The following is a 19,176-nucleotide window of genomic DNA, read 5'->3' on the forward strand; positions in this document are numbered from 1 at the left end:
GCGACCGAAGGACCCAGCCAGCAGAACAGCGGGGCTGGCTCCGCGACGCAGAGCCGGCCCCGCAGTGCCGGAGAGGAGATCCTTCGGTCGCGCGCAGGCGGTCGGGCTGCTTCAGGTTTCCCGGTGGGCGCTCCCTCAGGAAGTCATATCAAACGTGCGCGTGATTGCCAGGTTTGACATTACCGAACCACTTCATGATCACACCCCGCGAGTGACTTCCTGAGGGAGCGCACCACGTGGATCCATAAGCGGCACAACAGATTGCGCGCGACCGAAGGACCCAGCCAGCAGAACAGCGGGGCTGGCTCCGCGACGCAGAGCCGGCCCCGCAGTGCCGGAGAGGAGATCCTTCGGTCGCGCGCAGGCGGTCGGGCTGCTTCTGGTTCCCGGCGGGCGCTCCCTCAGGAAGTCAGACGTTCGAGTGACGATCCGCACGTCGCTGCTTCTGTGCGATTCACGGAATAGCGAACACCTTATCAGCCTCGTCGAAATCCGTTCACCGCGAGGCGCCGAGCTGGCGGACGCGGGCGCGGAAGGCCTGGTACTCGGGCGTGTCGTCGGTAAGGCGCGCGCGGTCCACGTTCAGGGTGCGGATCATGGTGCGGGCGTTCTGCACGCGCTCTTGGCTGGTGGGATGCGAGGCGAACCAGGTGTCGAGCAGGCCGGGCTCGCGCGCCTGCTGCCGCAGCAGGTCCTCGAAGAACGTAGCCACGCCCTCCGGATCGTACCCCGCGGCGGGAAGCGTCTGCACGGCGCGCTGGTCGGCCTCGCGCTCCGCCTGGCGGCCGTAGCGGGCGAACACCGCCGCGCCGCCGGCCTGGATGGCGACCTGCTCCACCACGCCGGGGTCGCGGCCCAGGACCACGTAGATCAGGGTGACCAGCGTGCCCGCGCCGCGCTGCTTCTTCATCTGCTCGATGCCGTGCCGCTCCGTCACGTGCGCGATCTCGTGCCCCAGAACGCCCGCGAACTCCGACGCCTGGTCGGCGGTCTCAATGAGCCCGCGGTTGACGAAGATGTGGCCGCCCGGGATGGCGAAGGCGTTCACCTCGTCCGAATCCACCAGGTAGAACGTGTAGTCCCGCTCCGTGGCGTCCGCCCGCGCCGCGAGCTGGTCACCGAAGCGGTTGAGGGTGGCGACCGCGGCGGGGTCCGTGATCAGCGTCACCTCGCGCTTTACCTCGGCGGCGTAGGCGGCGCCCAGCTCGGCCTCCTCGCGCAGGCTCATGTCGCCGCCGCACGCGGCCAGCATCGGCGCGAGCACCAGGGCCGCGGACCACGGGCCGCGGGCAGGGATGCGGAAGGGGCGTCGCTTGATCGATGTATCCATCGGCGTGTGATCGCGTTGGGCAGCAAGGGCACGGCATCGCATCTCTTCATGTTGCGCGCCAGCGGGCAAGGATCGGCGCGGAAGAACGACGACGTGCGCCCGGTCCGCGCGGGCCGGGCTTCGTGCTTCTACAGCGGTGGATCCATTCGCTCCCGGAGCCGCCGGCAGGCCGAGGGGCGGACAAGAAGCTTGACACTCGTGGCCGCGGCCACGCATCTAGGGAGGGACGACGCGGGGTGTCGTACCAACCGTTCATGGGATTGCATCTGATGCGCACGACACTTCACGCACCCGCGCGGCGGGAAACGGCGGGAAGCCGCGACCCCGCCAGATCGACGTCGCCCGGTGCGACGCGGCCGGGCGGGCCCACGTGGCAGCCGTCTGGCACGTCCCCGCCCCGCCACGACTTTGGCGCCGTGAGCGTGTGGCCCGCGGAGCGCGAGGCATTGCACGGCGGCCGATACGGATGGGCGGCGGGCGGCGGCGCCTCGGGATCCGGCCGGGAATCGCCTCCCGCGCCCGCCCTTGCCGCGGCTGCCGACGGGCCCATCCAGGCCTGCCGCAAGTGCGACGACGACTCGTGCGTGGACGAGGCCAACTGCAGCCACGAGCACGCGCCGGAGCCGCGGACTGATTCGGCGCCCCGGCCGGCCACGAGCAGCACCAGTGGGCCGATGGACGCGGCAGACGCGGCAGACGCGGCAGACGCGAAGGGCCAAGGCACCAAGCGGCGGCGGGACGAGTCCGACGAAGGCGACTCCTCCAGCGCGGCGGCGCCCGTCATGGCGCTGGCGAAGCCCCGCCAGCCGCGGCCTCCGGATGGGTGGCAAGCGCCCGCCCCCCCACACTCGTCGAGCGCCTCCACCGCCACGCCAGCCACCGCGGCGTCCGCGGCTACGCCGGCCAATCTGCCCCTGCGCGCCCGAGCGCAGAGACGGGCCGAAGCCCGGGCGCGAGCGGCCGAGGCCGCTCCGCAGGAACAGGCCGGTCCCATGGCGCTCCCGCAGCCGGTTTCGTCCAACGCACCCATGGTGACGCCCACCCTCGCCGCGCATGCGCCCGCGTCGGCCGCGACATCCACCCCGGTCGCGCCGCACGGATTCGTTCCGCCGGGGGACGCACCCAAGCGGAAGCCCCGCAAGCGCCGCCGCCGGCTGACCGGCGGCGAGCACGACGCCTCCCGGCCGGTTCCCTCGGAGTCGCTCATGGACCTCACTCCGTCCACCGGCGGCTCCACACCGGCGCCGGGGGCGCATTCAATGGACCTGGGACACGTACCCGCGCCCGAGGACCTGGCCGCCGCGTCCAGTGCTTCCAGCGGTGTGGCGCCACGGCTGCGCATGGTGGAAGTCGGGGCGGGGACCGGCAGGAACAGCGACTACATGCGCGACCTCGTGCTCAGACACCACACGAAGCGGGACCCATCCATTCGCCCGGAAGAGGTTCACTACACGGCCACGGACATCGCAAAGCAGGGAGGGCAGGGCGGGCACTTGATGGAGGCGCCCCATGGCATTGACACGAAGGACCAGGTAGACGCGAACGACCTGGGCAGCCACTTCGAACCCAACAGCCTGGACGCCGTGGTGGGCGCGAACCCATTCGGTGATTGGAAGACACCGGGGGCGAGCTACGGCCTTCGGAAGATCGACAAGCGCCACGCCGCGAATCACGAGATGACGTTCGACCACCGGTTTCTTCAGTCTGCGCACACGGTGCTCCGCGAGGGTGGCAAGGCACGAGTGTTCGCGCGTACGCAGATCCTGAAGCCCTCCACGCGGAACCCGGGGCCTTTCGCGAATGCTTCCGAGAGTGACCTGAGGAAGGCGTCCGAGCTTGGATTTGACGTGCACGTTCGCCGGGTGCACCCGGGCACCGGGCGCAAGTTCCAGCGGCCCGACACCCAGCACCACGACAAGAACCAGGATCTTGGCCCATTCAATACCGAGATGGTTTTCCGAAAGCGCAGCGGTCCTGGCGGCGTGAAGCTGCACCTGAACGAGAAGGAACCCGCAGAGGCCCTCGCCGTGGACAGCGACGAGGAGCTCGAGCCGTCCGGGACGTCGCAGATGCCGTCCTCGCATGCGGCGCCGCCGGCCGCCGCACCGCATGGGTACGCGTCATCGTCGCTCCCGTCGTATCCGCGCGCGTTGTCCTCGCGCGCGCCGACATCGGCGGCGGCAAGCACGCCGTGGCGCGTCAACGATGACCCCGGCTACGGCAGCCAGTATGGCGGCGGGTTCGGAGATGAACACACCGACACCTCACACCCGGCAGCGGCATACCAGGCAACGGCACGCCCGGCACCGGCATCCTCGGCGGCGGCATACGCGGTAGCGGCACACCCGGCGGCGGCATACGGGGCAGCGGCACACCGGGCAGCGGCGGAGCACGTCCAGGCGATGGATATGGAAAAGTCCCCCGAGGAAGAGAACGAGCGGTTCCGGCGACGCGATGCGCAAGACCAGGACGAGCGCGACGAGGACCCGGAGTAGTGACACCGACGCCCTTGCCCGCGTCGGCACGGGATGATGGGATCGATCAGGCAGGGGATGTCGGCCAGTGGAGGCCGGCGCTCAGCCGGCGTGCCATGATCGGCAGCCGGCGAGCAGGTCGCGGAGGCGGGCGTGGGAGCCGCTGTCGATGGCGTGCCGCATGGTCCGCAACTGATCCTCGGCGGCCTGCAGCGCGGCGGAAAGGCCGGCGGCGTTGTCGATGGCGATGTCGGCCCACATCTCCGGCGAGCTGCCGGCCAGGCGCGTGACGTCGCGGCCGCCCGGCCCCAGCTCGCCCCGGGCGATCCCCTGCCCCGCCAGCGCGGCGGCCAGCGCGGACGACACCATCTGCGGAAGATGGCTGGTCCACGCGAGCCGCCGGTCGTGTTCCGCCGCGTCCATCACCTCCGGGCGCGCGCCGGCCATCTCCCACAGCGCCGCCGCCATCCCCATCGCCTCATCCCCCGTCGAGTGCGTGCGGGAGAGGAAGACGCGCGCGCCGGCGAACAATCCCTCGCTCGACGCCGCCCATCCGCTCTGGTGGTCACCGGCCAGCGGGTGCGATCCCACGAACCGCTCCCCGATCCCCAGCCCCTCCGCCGCGCGGATGATCGACTGCTTGGTGCTCCCCGCGTCCGTGATCAGCCGCGCGCCGGGCGCCGCGCGGACCGCGCGCCGCAGCACGTCCGGCGCGGCGAGCACGGGAACGGCCAGCACCACCACGTCGGCCTGGTCCACGCCGCGCAGGTCGTCCGGGAGCGGGTGATGGACGGCGCCCGCATCCCCCGCCGCGCGCAGGCTTTCCTTGTCCGCGTCCCACCCCAGCACGCGAACGCCGCGCGCCGCCAGGTCGCGCGCCATCGATCCCCCGATCAGCCCCAGTCCGATGATGGCGGCGGTGCGGATATCCGAAAGTCGATCGTCCATCTTCTCCGTGAATCAGATGTCCCGCAGAACCGTATCGGCCGCGCCCGGACGTTCCACGCACATGCGAGTCCGCAAGCGTGAACCCGCCGGCCGCGTACCCGGGCGATTGAAATCGGGCGATTGAAATCGCGGCTGGGAAAACGCGATGTCGGCCTTCGCCGACGGGTTCGGGACGGCGGCAGGTGCGGTGCGTGAATCCGACCCCATCTTTCGGTCGCCGCACGGGCAGCGGGATTCGAACGACACCGGAGGATTCGCCCGATCCCCCGTCCCGGGCGATTGAAATCGCGGCTGGGAAAACGCGATGTCGGCCTTCGCCGACGGGTTCCGGGCGGCGGCAGGTGCCGTGCGTGAATCCGCACCCATCTTTCGGTCGCCGCACGGGCAGCGGGATTCGAACGACACCGGAGGATTCGCCCGATCCCCCGTCCCGGGCGATTGAAATCGCGGCTGGGGAAACGCGATGTCGGCCTTCGCCGACGGGTTCGGGGCGGCGGCAGGTGCGGTGCGTGAATCCGACCCCATCGTTCGGTCGCCGCACGGGCAGCGGGATTCGAACGACACCCGGAGGATTCGCCCGATCCCCGTCCCGGGCGATTGAAATCGCGGCTGGGAAAACGCGATGTCGGCCTTCGCCGACGGGTTCGGGGTGGCGGCAGGTGCCGTGCGTGAATCCAACCCCATCGTTCGGTCCCCGCACGGGCAGCGGGATTCGAACGACACCCGGGGGGTTCGCCCGATCCCCCGCCCCCAGGCGATTGAAATCGCGGCTGGGGAAACGCGATGTCGGCCTTCGCCGACGGGTTCGGGGCGGCGGCAGGTGCGGTGCGTGAATCCGACCCCATCGTTCGGTCCCCGCACGGGCCGCGGAATTCGAGCGACACCCGAGGGATTCGCCCGATCCCCGCCCCCGGGCGATTGAAATCGCGGCTGGGAGAACGCGATGTCGGCCTTCGCCGACGGGTTCGGGGGTGGCGGCGGTGCGGTGCGTGAATCCGACCCGCCGGCGTTCACCCGCTCACCCGCTCACCCGCTCACCCGCTCACCCGCTCACCCGCTCACCCGCTCACCCGCTCACCCCTTCACCCCGTCACCCCTTCACCCCTTCACCCCTTCACCCCTTCACCCCTTCACCCGCTCACCCCTTCACCCGCTCACCCGTTCACCCTCAATCCTCCGCCAGCTGCACCCGCCGGCTCAGCCCCACCAGGTGCCAGAACACGTACCGCACGTCCTCGTCGTCCAAGCCTGCCTCGCGGGCCAGCTCGCCGGCGCGGCGGACGATGGCGGCCTCGCGGGGAGGGTCCAGGATCGGCATCCCCAGCGCCTTCTTGGCGGGGCCCACCTGCCGCGCCAGCGCCACCCGCTCGGCGATCAGCCCCACCAGCGCGCGGTCCACGCGCTCGATCTCGCCGCGGATGCGCGCCAGCTCCGCGGCGGGCGCGTCGGGGATGGCGTCCACGCTCATGCGGCCTCCGCGCGTACCACGCGCGGCTCGGCCAGCGTGCGGCCGGCGGCGTGGGCAAAGGGGCGGATCGCGCGCATCAGCGCATCGAAGTTTTGCAGCGTGAGCGACTGGTCGCCGTCCGAAAGCGCTTCTTCGGGGCACGGATGCACCTCCACCAGCAGCCCGTCCGCGCCCGCGGCGATGGCGGCGAACGAGAGCGGCGCCACCAGGTCCGCGCGGCCGCCGGCGTGGCTGGGGTCCACCATCACCGGCAGGTGCGTCTCGGCCTTGAGCACGGGGATGGCGGCCACGTCCAGCGTGTTGCGCGTGGCCGTCTCGAAGGTGCGGATGCCCCGCTCGCACAGGATGACGTCGCGGTTGCCCTGCGCCATCACGTACTCCGCCGCCATCAGGAACTCCTTGAGCGTGGCCGACAGCCCGCGCTTGAGCAGCACCGGCCGCTGCACCCGCCCCACCTCGGAGAGCAGCGCAAAGTTCTGCATGTTGCGCGCGCCGATCTGCAGCACGTCGGCGTACTCGGCCACCAGCTCCACCTGGCGCGTGTCCATCACCTCCGTCACGATGGGCAGCCCGGTCTCGGCGCGCACCTCGGCCAGCATCTTGAGGCCGGCGAGGCCGAGCCCCTGGAAGGCGTACGGGCTGCTGCGCGGCTTGAAGGCGCCGCCACGCAGCATTCCCGCCCCCGCCGCGAGAACGGAGCGCGCCGTCTGCCGCAGCATGTCGCGCCCCTCCACCGAGCACGGGCCGGCGACGATGGCCAGCGCGCGCCCGCCCACCTCCGCCGCGTCGCCCACGCGGACGATGCTGGGCCCGGCCGTGAACTCGCGCGAGGCCAGCTTGTACGGCTTGAGCACGGGATGCACCGACTCCACGCCCGGCAGGCTGAGCAGCGCGGCCTCCTGCAGCAGCGACTCGTCGCCGATGCAGCCGATGATGGTGCGCTGCTCGCCGCGCGACAGGTGCGTGCGCATTCCCAGCGTCTCGATGCGCTCGCGGATGTGGTCCAGCTCGGCGTCGCTGACGCCCGGACGGGTGACGATGATCATCTGCGTTCTCCTGCGTGGGTGCGGCGGTGGCGGATTCGGGGCAAACAAAAAGGGCCCCCGGGATGATCCGGGAGCCCTCGGTTGCCTGTGGCGAGCGATCCTACACGCGCGCGGCAGCCTCCGGAGTCCCGTTGGGGAACCCGTAGTAGCGGTAGCCGCGGTAGCTGGTGCGCGCGTGGATGCTCATGGGATCAAGCGTAACACGGTTCGTGGCGGAGGGCAAGCGGCATGAAACGTGGCAGCCGACGGCCAAGCACAGAGAGCCCAACCTACGCTTCAAGCGGAGGCAGAGGAGAACCGTAAATTACGCCGCTCGTCCGTTTCTAGACTCACAAGTATGCCCGTTCTCCGGCTAACGCCGTTCAGTTACTTGGCCAGACAGTCCGTCGTGGACGACGGTGCCGCCGACGAGCGTGAGCACGCTGGTGGTGCCGGGGAGCGCGGGGGGCGGAATGGTGAAGATATCCTGCGACAGCACGGCCAGGTCCGCCAGCATCCCGGGCGCCAGCGTGCCCTTCTCCGCTTCGGCGAACTCCGCGTACGCGGAGCCGCGGGTGTAGGCGGTGACGGCCTGCTCCATCGTGAGCGCCTCGTCCGGGTGCGTGGGGTGGATGACGGCCAGCATCAGGTTCAGGAACGGGTTGTTGGGCCCGTCTGATCCGAACGCCAGCGGAACACCCGCCTCCAGCACGGAGCGTAGCGGCTGGAAGTCCGCGGGTACCTCGCCAAAGCGCTGCCGCAGCATGGCGGGGTCCAGCGCCAGGTGGGTGGGGTTCTGCACCAGGACGATGCCCAGCCGCCGGGCCACCGGGATCATCTCGCCGCCCAGCCAGTCGCCGTGCTCGATGCGCAGCCGGTGCGAACGCCACACGCTGTCCGGCGCCAGCGACTGCATGGCAGTGAACACCGCCCGCAGCGAGGCGTCGCCGGCCACGTGCAGCATCAGCTGCTCGCGGGTCGCGAGCGCCTCGGCCAGCATGGCGCGGAGGGTATCCACCGGAAAGTTCATCCGCCCGTACCACCCCGGCTGGTCCGCGTACGGCCGGCGCATGAACGCGTTGCGGTCGATGGGTGTTGCGTCGATGATCCACTTGGTCCCGGAGATGACGGAGCCCGGCGCGGGGTTCCGCTCCACGCCCCGCCACTCCGCCGTGCTCCGGCCGGATGCGCTGGTCATCATGAAGGGGATGGCGCGAAAGCGGATGGGGAGGCGCGCCTCGCGCAGCACCCGCACGGTCTTGGCGGGATCGAAGTAGCCGTTCATCGCCTGCACGGAGGTGATGCCCATCCCCGCCGCGCGGGCCGCGTAGCCACGCAGCGACGCCACCACCACGCTGTCGGCGAGCCCGGAGTGCAGCTGGCGGAGCGCCGCCCACTCCGCGTACTCGTGCATGGCGCCGGTCAGCCGCCCCGCCGCGTCGCGCTCGTACCAGCCGCCGGCGGGATCGCGGGCGTCGTCCGCGATGCCGAATCCGCGCAGCGCCGCCGTGTTCACCACCCCGCCGTGCCCCGTCCAGGCCCACAGCAGCACCGGGTGGCGGGGCGCCGCCAAGTCCAGGGCGGCCCGGCGGGCAGCCGTGTCCTGCAGAATGCGCATGCCGATGTCCGTGTGCAGCCACGTCCCCGGCGGGGTGCGGGCCGCAAGCGCGCGAACCGAGTCCAGCACCTGCGCGAACGGCGGGTCCGGCATGGGCGACGGGTCCGCGACGAACCGCGCACCGTACTCGCCGCCGCCCACGTGGTCGTGCGCGTCGTTGAAGCCGGGGACCACGACACGCCCCTCCAGCGCCACGGTTCGCGTGGACGCCCCCGCCAGCCGCCCCACCTCCGCCATCGTCCCCACCGCCACGATGCGATCGCCGCGAATCGCCACCGCCTCCGCCCAAGGCCGCGCCGGGTCGGCGGTGAACACCTTCCCGCCCGTGAGGATCAGGTCCGCCGCGCCCCCCTGCGTCGCGTGCCCCCGCACGCTGCAGGCGGCGAGCAGAACGCAAGCTGCGGCGAGTATCCATGGGCGCATCGCGTACCTCGGGAGGTGGGTGGCCGACGTGGGATGTGCCTGCGTGAGCAGGCGGGGGATGCGCGGAAGGGCACGCCCGGCATCCATCTACACGCTACGGGCGGACGCACAGTAAACCGGCGCTGCCGTCCAGGTCAAACACGGGCGGGGCGGGAGGGCTTTCAGGACGTGAACGCGCGCATGACGTGTCGTGGTTGGATTTTGCCCATCGTCTTGCCCGCCCTGATGTCAAACAAGAAGAAAAGCGAGAGCCCCAGCGCCAAGACGGTGCCGGGGCTCTTATACCATGTCAGCGACGGGGCTGCGTCAGGTTTCCTTGGTGCACCCTTTGGTGCACTTGTAGCCCAGCTTGTCACCATCGGCCTTGGAGCAGATGTGCGCGGACGACACCTCACAAGCCGTCGCCTGGCCGCACGCTTCATTCAGGCGGACCACGCCGTCCCTGCCCTGCAGGTTCAGGGTGAGCGGCGAAACGGCGGCGAGTACGGCGAGCACCGAGGGAAGGGTACGAAAGCGATTGCGCGTTTTCATGTTGGAGTCTTTCCTGGATGCACGGCGGTAGCAGGGCTGGCGGAAATGAGGGGCGAGCCGCGCAGCGGTCGAGTCAGGCGGACCCGGCGAGCGTCAAAGCCGGATCAGCTGGAAGAGGTGCATCCCTTGGAGCAGCGGTATCCCTGATGGTCGCCATGGTAGGTAGAGCAGATGTAGGCACTGGTGGAACGCTCGCACTCCGTTGCCTGGCCACACGCCTCGTTCAGGCGCACAACGCGCGGGCCATCATCGAAACGCAGGGTCACGGGCGCGAGGGCGGCAAGCGCGGTCAGCGCGCCCGCCAGCATCATTCTCGTCGAATTCTTCATTTGGTACTTTCCTCTCGTGAGAAATTGTGGTGTGCGGCTCGCCCTGCTTGCGTTCAGTCGTTCCGGCCGGCTGCATTCCCGGCCGCGGCCTGCGTTGGGGAAAACGGGGGCAGGCGCCACTCCCCTGCACCGGGGTACGGTGCCTCGAAGGTGGCGTAGAGCATTCGGTCATCGTCGGTCACGTCGAGCGCAGTGACCTGACGGTCGAACGCGAGCTCCGCGACAAAGTCCCCGTTCCAATCGAACACGTGGAGGTACGCGGGCATGTTCCCCTGCCCGGGAAAGCAGCCGCAGAACAGGGTGTAGACGTACCGCTCCGTCGCGTCCACCGTCCAGTACGCCATCTCGTTCTCGTCGTCTTCACCCCAGAAGAAGCGGTCCTGGCTGACCCTGAACACCGGCGTAGTCTCTCGCGGCCCTCGCACCGAGCCGATGCGCTCTCCCTGGATGGTGAAGAAATCCACCCGGCTCTTCCACTGGTACGTAAGCGCCAGCCGGGTGCGGGACGGGTTTGCGGCAAGGAAGCTCCGATTCAGCAATCGCCTGCCGGTGGCGTGCGGCATGTCGCGCTCCTTGAACGGCGGGTCCGCCGCCAGCCGTTCGATCACCCGGCCGTCTTGTCCCATGGTGAGGAGCGTGTAATCGGGAAACAGCCCGTTGGTGATGATGCGGTTTCCTGCCCACACGGGCCCGCTCAGCGAAACCCCGGCATCGAGCGGCACCTCGCGCACCACGGGCTGGCGCTGGTTGCCCGGATCGAGCAGGGTAAACCGCCGCCCCCCGAAGTCGTAGACCCACACCCGGTCCGGGTCGGCTTCATCACCCAGAAACCACAGTGGATCCAGCATCTCGCGCGGACCTTTGCCGTTGCGCCCGATCCGCTGCACCAGGCGGCCGTTCGCCAGTTCCCACACGGACAGGTGCGGATCCATGAACCGGTCCGAAACCACCAGGTGGCGCCCGACGCGCCGTACGCCGGTGGGGGTGCCAAAGACCGACGTGTCTCCGAACTGCCGTACCATGCGGAGCGTGTCCCGGGGCGCCGGATCGCCGCGCAGCCGGGGAATCTTGCCCGAGAACGCGTATCCTGCCGCCGATCCCGCCTCCCTCACCGTTGAAGCAGCCTGGGGGCTGGAGTCTATTGCCTGACCGCGTTCGCGCGAATCAGAGCAGCCGGGGAGCAGGGCCATGACTGCGAGTGCAACTGCGAACGAACGGTTCGGACGAGCCATGGAGGGGCGGAGGGAGGGAGCGTGCTGCCAAAGAATGTTCTTTTGTGCGCGGGCGTAGAAGGATGCGCCAGGGTAGGCGCCACTGTCAAGCATCGCGTGCCGAGACTTTGGCGACGCACGTTGAGAGTACGTCATTCTCGATTCTGTTCACGCCGACGGATCAGCACCCTGTTGTGATGCGGTTGATCAGCCGTGTGAGGAGCGAGAGCCCCGGCGCCAGGACGGCGCCGGGGCTCTCTTCACGAGGCGGGCTACGGGTTCGCGGAGCCGGGAGCCGGCGCCTGGGTGGAAAAGGGGACGGACCCGGCCGGCCCCTGCCCGCTGAATGCGGTAACGTCCTGCGGAATGCGCCCGGCCACCGGCGTGCCGCGCATGCAGGGCAGCTGGTCCAGCGCCTCGGCGGGCTGCTCCAGGTCGTAGACGTACTCCGTTCCGTCGTCCGGCACGCGGATCTCCAGGGTGCGCGCGCTCCTGGCGCGCTGGGTAAAGCGGACGACCTCTTCCGGGGGCAGGAACCACCGGCGGTAATCGGTCACCCCCTGCAGCGAGTCCGTCGCCAGGGCATCGTCATCGAACCGCCACTCCACGGGCCGATTCTCTCCGCTGCGGCCGGTGCCGGAGAGAATCACGCCCGCCCACACGCCGCCCCCGTCCGCGCACCGCCACAGGATCTGGCCCGTACGGTTGTCCCCGGTTTGGGCGCGGGGGCGGATGGAGGCTCCGCTGACGTCCTGCTTGGTGAAGTAATCCGTCGCCAACAGCACTTCAAAGCTCCCAACCCGCACCGACCGCAAGGGCTGGACGGTCGTGGCACCCGCCGGCGGCGCGGGACCCGCCGGCCGTACGGGCGCGGCACCCGCCGGCTGTGCGGGCGCGGCACCCGCCGGCTGTGCGTGCGCGGGACGCACCGCAGGCAACGCCAGGAAGAGCGCCGCGAGAGCCGCGCGCTGCACATGCTGCATGAACCATCTCCTCGGAAAAACAAGTTGCGGAAGGAGAGCAAAGGTAACGCGGAGATCCCGCCGGGCAAAGCGGGAACGGCTTATACGAATCTGTAAAAGACTCGTTCTCACACGGAGGGCACAGAGGCCACAGAGGAACCAAAAACCGCGCTCTCCGTGTGAGGCAATCGGTTGCTGATCACACCGGGTGTTTAGCCGGGTTCGGTTTCTGAGCGTGTGTCTAAGATCCCCTGCGCTCGCGCCAGTCTGTCATTTCGAAGGAGGCGCCACACCGCACCATCGGCTCGCATGAAATCTGGCGCGCCGACTGAGAAATCTACTGTCTGCTGCTGGTGGCCCGCTGCACCGCTCCGGTACTGGCCCTGTCCGCCCGTGTCGTAGCCGCAAGGTAAGCACGGGCTACCGCGTCTGCCCTCCAGCAATCCGACGGTAGATTCCTCGGCCCTGCAACCTCTGGTGTTAAGGCAGGCTACGGCGCGGCCGGGCCTCGGAATGACAGCGCTGGTGGATCTGCCTGGATGCGCAGCGTCGGATTCTCAAACACATTCTGAGTGGCTTCGGCCTGGTTCGCCGCGAGGGGCCGCCCGTTTCCGAAAGAGATTCTTCGGTCGGCACAACGGGCTGCGGCGCGTTTCGGACGGCGCGGGACGGGCGCCTTCCTCAGAATGACACGGATCATCCGAACGCAATTTCTGCGCGGATTGCGGTGCAACCGGCGAGAGCCCCGGCGCGCGGATGGCGCCGGGGCTCCCAGGTAAATGGTGATGGCGGCGGGCGGCTGCGCCCCCGCCCTGGCTCAGCAGCCCCCGGTGCCAGGGTAGCTGTACGGAATGGCATCCGGGCAGCGGCTGTACGTCATGCACAGCGCGTCCCAGGTGCAGTTGTTCTGCTGCGTGAACGGCACGCCGCTCATCTGGTAGGCGGGGACGGTGCCGCGCTCCGCAGGCGTGTCGGCGGCGACAAAGCTATCCACCCGCAGGGCATCGAGGTCGAGTTGGAGCTTCTTCATCGTGATCTCTCCATCGGAAGGTGTGTCAGGCCAGGTGGCCGCGGGCACCGGCCATCGGCACCCGCGGATGGAAAGTGGCCCTGCCCCGCGCAACGTCCGAGGGATGGAGCACGAATCCGCCGGATTCCGGAACGGACCGGGAACCCGGCGGAACGAGCCGGAAATCCTCTTCCATGGAACGCGTTCCGGAAGGCGATGCCGGCGATTCATCCGCACAAGCAAGAGCCCCGACGCGCGGACGGCGCCGGGGCTCTCGTTTGCCTTGCGGATACGGACTCTACCGGAAGATGCAGTTGATGCCGGCGAACATGATCTCCAGCTCGCTGGACGTGGTGGAGTCGGAAAAGACGCCGTACAGGTCGCCGGCGGCGAACTCGGTGCCCAAGGAGGTCTGGTCCACCGTGGCGGCGGGATAGGCCGCGCGAACCTGGCTCAGCGTGGAGCCGGGCCCGATCCCCTCCGCGGTGCGCAGGGGCGAATCCGGCTGCGTGGCCCATCCCACGAAGGCGCTGTCCTGAAAGACGAGCTGCACCGCGCCGAACGTGGTCTGGTAGAGCGGGCCGGCGGGACACTCCTCCTGCATCCCCCCGTTCCGCGGCGCGCCCAGCACCGCGCCCGCCTCCGCTAGCACCCGCGCCTGCGGCCCGCCGAACGCGATCAGCCCGGGCGCCGCGCCGCCGGTCACCTGCAGTCCGTCGGGCGCCAGCACGATTTTGGGATTAGCGCCCGCCGGCTGCGCCGTATCCACGGTTGCCGGCGCCGCCGCGGCCGCCACCGGGGCCGAATCCGGCGCGGCACCGCGGGCGGCATCCGCGGACGGCTCCTCCGATCCACAGGCGGCCAGCAGCAGGGCAGCCGCCAGCAGCACGCGCCACGATGCGTTCATCACGAGATCTCGACGTCGGGGGTGGAGTTCACGCGGGCCAGCTGCTCGCGGAGGATCTGGAGCGCCAGGTCGATGGTGCGGCGGTGGGTGCGAAAGGAGAGCGCCGCCATCCGCAGCGTGTACCGCCCGTCCAGCATGGTGGTGGAGAGAAAGACGCGGCCGTCGGCGCGCATGGCGTCGGCCAGCGCCTCGTTGACGGCGTTGGCGCGCTCCACGTCCACCCCCGCGGGCGCCCAGCGAAAGGTGGCGATGGACAGGTCCGGCTCTGGCCCCACCTCGAATCCCATCGCCCGCACCTCGTCGTAGAAGTAGCGCGCCAGCAGCAGCTTTTCTTCCAGCGCGGCGCGAAAGGGCGCGGTGCCCAGCAGCACCAGCGGCAGCCACATCCGCAGCGCCCGCCAGGGCCGCGAAAGCTCCGGCGACACGTCCGCGGGCGAGACCTCGCCGGGGTCGGCGCGCAGGGCGTCCTGCATGTAGCTGCCGGTGCCGGCGTGCGCATCGGCCATGGCGCCCACGTCGCGCACCAGCACCATCCCCGCGCCCCAGGGCAGAAACAGGCTCTTGTGCGGGTCCAGCACCACGGAATCGGAGCGCTCGATGCCGGCCAGCACCGCCCTGCCCTGCTCCGTCATCATGAAGAACCCGCCGTACGCCGCGTCCACGTGCAGCCAGCACCCCTCGCGCCCCGCCACGTCCGCCAGGGCGTTCAGCGGGTCCACCGCGCCCGTGTCCGTGGCCCCCGCCGCCGCGACCACCAGCCAGGGACGCAGCCCCGCCGCCCGGTCCTCGGCGATGGCCCGCGCCAGCGCGTCGGGGCGCATGCGGAAGCGCTCGTCGATCGGCACGTGCCGCACGGGCGCCTCGCCCATCCCGGCGATGCGCAGCGCCTTTTCGACCGCGTGGTGCGCCTGCGTGGTCAGGTAGACGACGGCGGTTGCGTAGTCGGCGCCGCGCAGGCCGTGCGCATCGCGGGCGGTGGTGACGGCGGTGAGAGTGGCCAGGCTGCCGCCGGAGGCGATGGTGCCGCCCGCCCCGGCCGGATACCCTACCAGGTCCGCCACCCAGCGCACCAGCTGGTTCTCCATGCGCACCGGCCCGGGGCCGGTAAAGAAGATCCCCGCGTACTTGTTGGTGACGGCGGCCAGGTAGTCGGCCAGGGCGCTGTGGTAGATGCCGCCGCCGGGGATGTACGCCAGGTGGCCCGGAGACGCGGGATGGCCGCCGGGGCGGATCGCCTCGCGCTCCAGCAGCTCCATCACCTCGTCCAGCGGCGCGGCGCGCTCGGCGATGGGCAGCTCCAGCAGCCCCGCCGCGTCCCCCGGCTGAAAGGCGTGCAGCCCATCCACCCGCCGCAGAAAGCGCTCGGACTGCGCCAGCACCGCGCGCCGCAGACGCTTGCGCACGGTGGTGCCGGGCTCCAGCGCCCGCGACGCCCGCTCCAGCCGGCGGATGCGCGCCAGCAGCTCCGCCCGCGCGTCGTCCGCGCCCCCGGCGGATGCCGCGGCCGGCGACTCCCGCTCGCCGCCCGCGCTCATCGAGGCCTCACGGACAGCTCGACGGGCGAGCGGCGGCCGGCGCCGTCCCACCGAAAGGCCACGGTCCACAGGATGTACATCTGCGCTTCCCAGCTGAATCCGATTTCCACCCGCTCGTACCGCGCATCGCAGAACACGCCGTGCACGTCCGGCCGCCCGCGCCCGATCCCCAGCCGCTCCGCGTCCGCGTACTTCCGCATGTGCTCCACCGCCTCGTCCATAATCGCGTCCAACGAAGAAAGAACCACCCCGGCAAAGGCCACGGACGCGGCGTCCGCCTCGCCCTCCGCGCCCTCAGGAACATGCAGGTCGTATCCCTCGTCCGCGATCGGCGCGAACCAGCGCACCGGGAGACGCGGGTTGCCTGGGTCGCGCTCGGGGCGGAACTGGTCGGCGGATGGGATCTGCATCGGCGGCGTGCGTGGTGGATGCGGAACGCGCGCCGAAGCTAACGCACGCCGTCGCCGCCGCACAATCCGGATCGGGGCCGATGCGAGGCTGGGTTCATGAGCGGCGAGAGCCTGCGGCGCGAGGATGGCACCGGGGCCCGCGGAGGTGTGGCTGTGAAGATCTACCGCATCCGGGGAAAAGCCTGTCATTCTGAGGAAGCGCCCACCCCGGCCTCTCGTGAAAACCGCGGAGCCAGTGGCGCGACCGAAGAATCTCCTTCCCCTCGCGCGGAACCCTCTCCCGGGCATCGCCTGGGAACACACCGTGACGGAAAGATCCTGCCGTTCCCAACAAAGAGTCTTCGGTCGGCGCCACGCTCCTGGGCGAAAGGAGAGCACTGCGCGGCGCCTCCCTCAGAATGACAGGTTTTGTCAGGTCTGGTGTAAACAAACCCCGGGAAACACCTGTCATTCTGAGGGAGCGCCCGCCCGGAATTCCGGGAAAGCCGCGAAGCCAGTTGGCGCGACCGAAGAATCTCCCGCCCCTCGCGCGGAGCCCTTCCCGGGCATCGCCCGGGAACACACCGCGACGGAAAGATCCTGCCGTTCCCGACAAAGATTCTTCGGTCGGCGCCATGCTCTTGGGCGAACGGAGAGCACTATGCGGCGCCTCCCTCAGAATGACAGGTTGTCCAGGTCTGGTATCGGACCGGCACGGACAGAGCACGCGCGGGTCAGCCGGGCAGGAGCGACGGGATGCGGGCGAGGGCGCGCTCGTAGCGGGAGACAGTGTGGATCTGCGCCGCATTGCGCGGGTCCACATCGAAGTTGTGCAGCCGCCGGGCCTCGCGCGCGGTCAGGCCGTGCAGCCCGGTAGCGCCCAGCGCGGCCACGAACTCCGCGGGGACCTTGTGAATGTGCATCTCCAGCACCTGGGCGGGATCGCGGAGGGGCAGGCCGGCGCGCGCCAGCTCCCGCACGTACGCCGGCCGCACGCCGTGGTTGTGCAGAACGCGGACGGGGCCCGCCCGCGACACGTCCACGCCCGCGTCGGCAAGCTCGCGGATGAACGCGGCGGGCACCTTGTGAATCCATAGCTCCACCGCATCGGCGGGCGCGTCCAGCGGCGTGCCGGCGCCGCGCACCTCGCGGACGAAGGCCGGTGTGACGCCCTGGACCCACAGCGAAACCGCCTCCGCCGGCAACTGCAGCCGCAGCCCGGCATCCCGCATCTCACGGACGTAGGCGGGCGTGACCCCCAGGTTCCGGAGCCGCTGGAGCGCCGGCGCGCTCATCTGCTGCAGCCCCGCCGCGGCCAGCTGCCGGCCGTACTCGGGGGTGTCGGTCGCCATACGCGCGTCGCCAGCGGGCACGTTCGGCGTCAGTGCGGTCGTGGCTATGGAGGCGGCTGCATCGGTGGACGGCAACGGGTCGGCATGGTCCGAGGCCGCGGCAGGCGCGGGCACCTCGGGAGATGGATCGGCGCCGGATTCGACACCGGGATGTCCGGCGACGACGCTCGCAACCGCCTCCGGTGCGGAGGAAGGAGACACGGAAGCCGGCCGCAGCGGCACGATGCAGCCGGCCGCCGCGACCAGGGCCAGGGGGAGCGCCGCCAGGGCCCGGCCTCCGCTGTTCGGCATAGCGGCAGCGTCCGTCAGCCGGCGCAGGCGCGCGGCCAGTTCGGAGCGGCCGCGGAAGAACGCGGGGGCCGCGTCGGCCGGCGGGTGCGCGTACAGGCGCGCGGTCTCCAGCAGCGCGCGGGCGTAGGCAAAGCGCTCGGCGCCCGTGCGGAGCACAAGGTCGTCCGCAGCCTGCTCCTGGGCCCGCAGGGCGGCGCGGCGCGCCAGCCACGCGCCGGGATGGAACCAGAACAGCGCGCAGGCGCATTCCGCCACCCCGCACCACAGCGCGTCGCGCCGCCGCACGTGGACGAGCTCGTGGTGCAGCACCGCATCCAGCCGGTCCCCGGGCCACTCCCGGGCCGAGACCGGAAGCACGATCACGGGCCGCAGCACCCCCCAGGTGGCCGGCACCGCATCCCGCACCATCCGCAACCGTGGCGTCCGCATCCCCAGCCGCGCCGCGATCCGCGCCAGCCGCTCGCGGCACGCGTCATCCTCTCCCGCAGCCGCCGCCTCACCGATGCGCCGCCGACGCCACGCGCCCGCCGCGACCCGCACGAACACCAGCACGGCGCCGCATGCCCAGACCGCCAGCAGCACCGTGTCCCACGGGATACGGCTGTACGGCGGAAGCGGCGCACGCGCGTCCGAGGCGTGGTCCGCGGGCGCGGCAGTCTCGACCGGCGGAGCCAGGACGGCGGATGGATGCGGGAGAGCCGGCGTCGCCCACTCCGGCACCGCGGGCGAGCGGAGCCACGCCGGGGTGCGCGCCGGGACGGCCAGGTGCAGGACCGGCAGAAGCATGAGCGCGGTGAGCACGGCGGTCCACAGCGCGTGCAGCACCCACGCGGGCGCGCGCCGGCCCACGCCGGCCAGCAGGGCGCCGGCCGCCAGGATCGCCGTCGCCTTCAGGATGATGAGAGTCAGGTGCACCACCGGCGCGCTCACGCGTCCCCGCCCCGCCGGGCACGCCGCTCGGCTTCGTCGATCTCGGCGGCCAGCCGGTCCAGCTCTTCGGGACGAAGCGCGGGATCGTCCAGGCGCAGCAGCGCGGCCATGGCCCGGCTGCGCGACCCGCCGAACACCGTGCGCACCAGGCGCGAGACGGCCGAGACCTGCGCATCCACCTGCGGCGTGGCCAGCTCGTACACGTAGCGCCGCCCGTCTTCGCCGTACTGCACCAGCCCCTTCTGCCGCAGCACCCGCAGCGCCGCGCGGACGGCATCGCCCGTGGCGCCGGGGAGCGCGCGCGTAATCTCGGCCACGCTGCCGCGCCCCACCCGCTCCAGCGCGTCCAGCACCGAGCGCTCGCGTTCCGTCAGGGAAAAGTAGAGGTCATCGGTCATGTGGATCCACGGACAGGCGGCGGGCGGCGATCGGCCGGACGTACGG

General features: G+C 70.8%; 18 protein-coding genes. 1 reads left to right on the forward strand and 17 read right to left on the reverse strand.

All coding sequences use genetic code 11. The features are described 5' to 3' along the window. Positions 1-496: 496 nt before the first annotated feature. Positions 497-1,330: a M48 family metallopeptidase gene (locus VGC13_RS16995; protein WP_331126472.1), complete on the reverse strand. Its 834-nt coding sequence runs from the start codon at positions 1,328-1,330 to the stop codon at positions 497-499. Between the two features lie 283 nt (positions 1,331-1,613). After that, entirely contained in the window at positions 1,614-2,237 is a 624-nt protein-coding gene (locus VGC13_RS17000) for a hypothetical protein (RefSeq protein ID WP_331126473.1), read from the reverse strand. An 85-nt stretch (positions 2,238-2,322) separates the two neighbouring features. On the opposite strand from VGC13_RS17000, the gene VGC13_RS17005 reads away from it, so the two are divergent. After that, on the forward strand, positions 2,323-3,825 hold the full coding sequence (locus tag VGC13_RS17005; RefSeq protein ID WP_331126474.1) for a class I SAM-dependent methyltransferase: 1,503 nt from the start codon (positions 2,323-2,325) through the stop codon (positions 3,823-3,825). An 81-nt stretch (positions 3,826-3,906) separates the two neighbouring features. On the opposite strand, the gene VGC13_RS17010 is transcribed toward VGC13_RS17005, so the two are convergent. The 15 genes from VGC13_RS17010 to VGC13_RS17080 all read right to left on the reverse strand — a co-directional run bounded on the left by VGC13_RS17010 (position 3,907) and on the right by VGC13_RS17080 (position 19,130). Beyond that, positions 3,907-4,752, reverse strand: a complete 846-nt coding sequence (locus VGC13_RS17010) for a prephenate dehydrogenase (protein ID WP_331126475.1) — start codon at positions 4,750-4,752, stop codon at positions 3,907-3,909. Between the two features lie 1,168 nt (positions 4,753-5,920). Beyond that, positions 5,921-6,220, reverse strand: coding sequence for a chorismate mutase (locus VGC13_RS17015; protein WP_331126476.1), 300 nt, complete (start codon positions 6,218-6,220; stop codon positions 5,921-5,923). Continuing rightward, a complete protein-coding gene (gene aroF / locus VGC13_RS17020; protein WP_331126477.1) occupies positions 6,217-7,266 on the reverse strand; it encodes a 3-deoxy-7-phosphoheptulonate synthase in 1,050 nt (349 codons plus the stop codon). The genes VGC13_RS17015 and aroF overlap by 4 nt, the downstream gene beginning before the upstream one ends. 100 nt (positions 7,267-7,366) lie before the next feature. Beyond that, the gene (locus tag VGC13_RS17025; protein WP_331126478.1) at positions 7,367-7,489 is read right to left on the reverse strand and encodes a hypothetical protein; all 123 of its coding nucleotides are present in this window, start codon (positions 7,487-7,489) and stop codon (positions 7,367-7,369) included. Positions 7,490-7,618: 129 nt separating this feature from the next. Next, on the reverse strand, positions 7,619-9,286 hold the full coding sequence (locus VGC13_RS17030) for an amidohydrolase (RefSeq protein WP_331126479.1): 1,668 nt from the start codon (positions 9,284-9,286) through the stop codon (positions 7,619-7,621). 306 nt (positions 9,287-9,592) lie between these two features. Next, on the reverse strand, positions 9,593-9,817 hold the full coding sequence (locus VGC13_RS17035; protein ID WP_331126480.1) for a hypothetical protein: 225 nt from the start codon (positions 9,815-9,817) through the stop codon (positions 9,593-9,595). Positions 9,818-9,921: 104 nt separating this feature from the next. Next, positions 9,922-10,146: a hypothetical protein gene (locus tag VGC13_RS17040; RefSeq protein ID WP_331126481.1), complete on the reverse strand. Its 225-nt coding sequence runs from the start codon at positions 10,144-10,146 to the stop codon at positions 9,922-9,924. A 53-nt stretch (positions 10,147-10,199) separates the two neighbouring features. Next, a complete protein-coding gene (locus tag VGC13_RS17045; protein ID WP_331126482.1) occupies positions 10,200-11,378 on the reverse strand; it encodes a BF3164 family lipoprotein in 1,179 nt (392 codons plus the stop codon). Between the two features lie 251 nt (positions 11,379-11,629). Continuing rightward, positions 11,630-12,142 (reverse strand): hypothetical protein, encoded by a 513-nt coding sequence (locus tag VGC13_RS17050; RefSeq protein ID WP_331126483.1) that lies wholly within the window; start codon positions 12,140-12,142, stop codon positions 11,630-11,632. Between the two features lie 994 nt (positions 12,143-13,136). After that, positions 13,137-13,349, reverse strand: a complete 213-nt coding sequence (locus VGC13_RS17055; protein ID WP_331126484.1) for a hypothetical protein — start codon at positions 13,347-13,349, stop codon at positions 13,137-13,139. A gap of 277 nt (positions 13,350-13,626) precedes the next feature. Then, entirely contained in the window at positions 13,627-14,235 is a 609-nt protein-coding gene (locus tag VGC13_RS17060) for a hypothetical protein (RefSeq protein ID WP_331126485.1), read from the reverse strand. Beyond that, complete coding sequence (locus VGC13_RS17065) at positions 14,235-15,770, reverse strand: pyridoxal phosphate-dependent decarboxylase family protein (RefSeq protein WP_331126486.1); 1,536 nt, start codon at positions 15,768-15,770, stop codon at positions 14,235-14,237. The genes VGC13_RS17060 and VGC13_RS17065 overlap by 1 nt, the downstream gene beginning before the upstream one ends. Beyond that, on the reverse strand, positions 15,767-16,180 hold the full coding sequence (locus VGC13_RS17070; protein WP_331126487.1) for a hypothetical protein: 414 nt from the start codon (positions 16,178-16,180) through the stop codon (positions 15,767-15,769). Before VGC13_RS17070 ends, VGC13_RS17065 begins: the two co-directional genes overlap by 4 nt. A gap of 713 nt (positions 16,181-16,893) precedes the next feature. Next, positions 16,894-18,732 carry a M56 family metallopeptidase gene (locus VGC13_RS17075; protein ID WP_331126488.1) on the reverse strand — a complete coding sequence of 613 codons (1,839 nt, stop codon included), beginning with the start codon at positions 18,730-18,732 and terminating at the stop codon, positions 16,894-16,896. After that, positions 18,729-19,130, reverse strand: a complete 402-nt coding sequence (locus tag VGC13_RS17080; protein WP_331126489.1) for a BlaI/MecI/CopY family transcriptional regulator — start codon at positions 19,128-19,130, stop codon at positions 18,729-18,731. Before VGC13_RS17080 ends, VGC13_RS17075 begins: the two co-directional genes overlap by 4 nt. Between the last annotated feature and the right edge of the window lie 46 nt (positions 19,131-19,176).

This window comes from Longimicrobium sp., assembly GCF_036399255.1.
GTDB lineage: Bacteria > Gemmatimonadota > Gemmatimonadetes > Longimicrobiales > Longimicrobiaceae > Longimicrobium.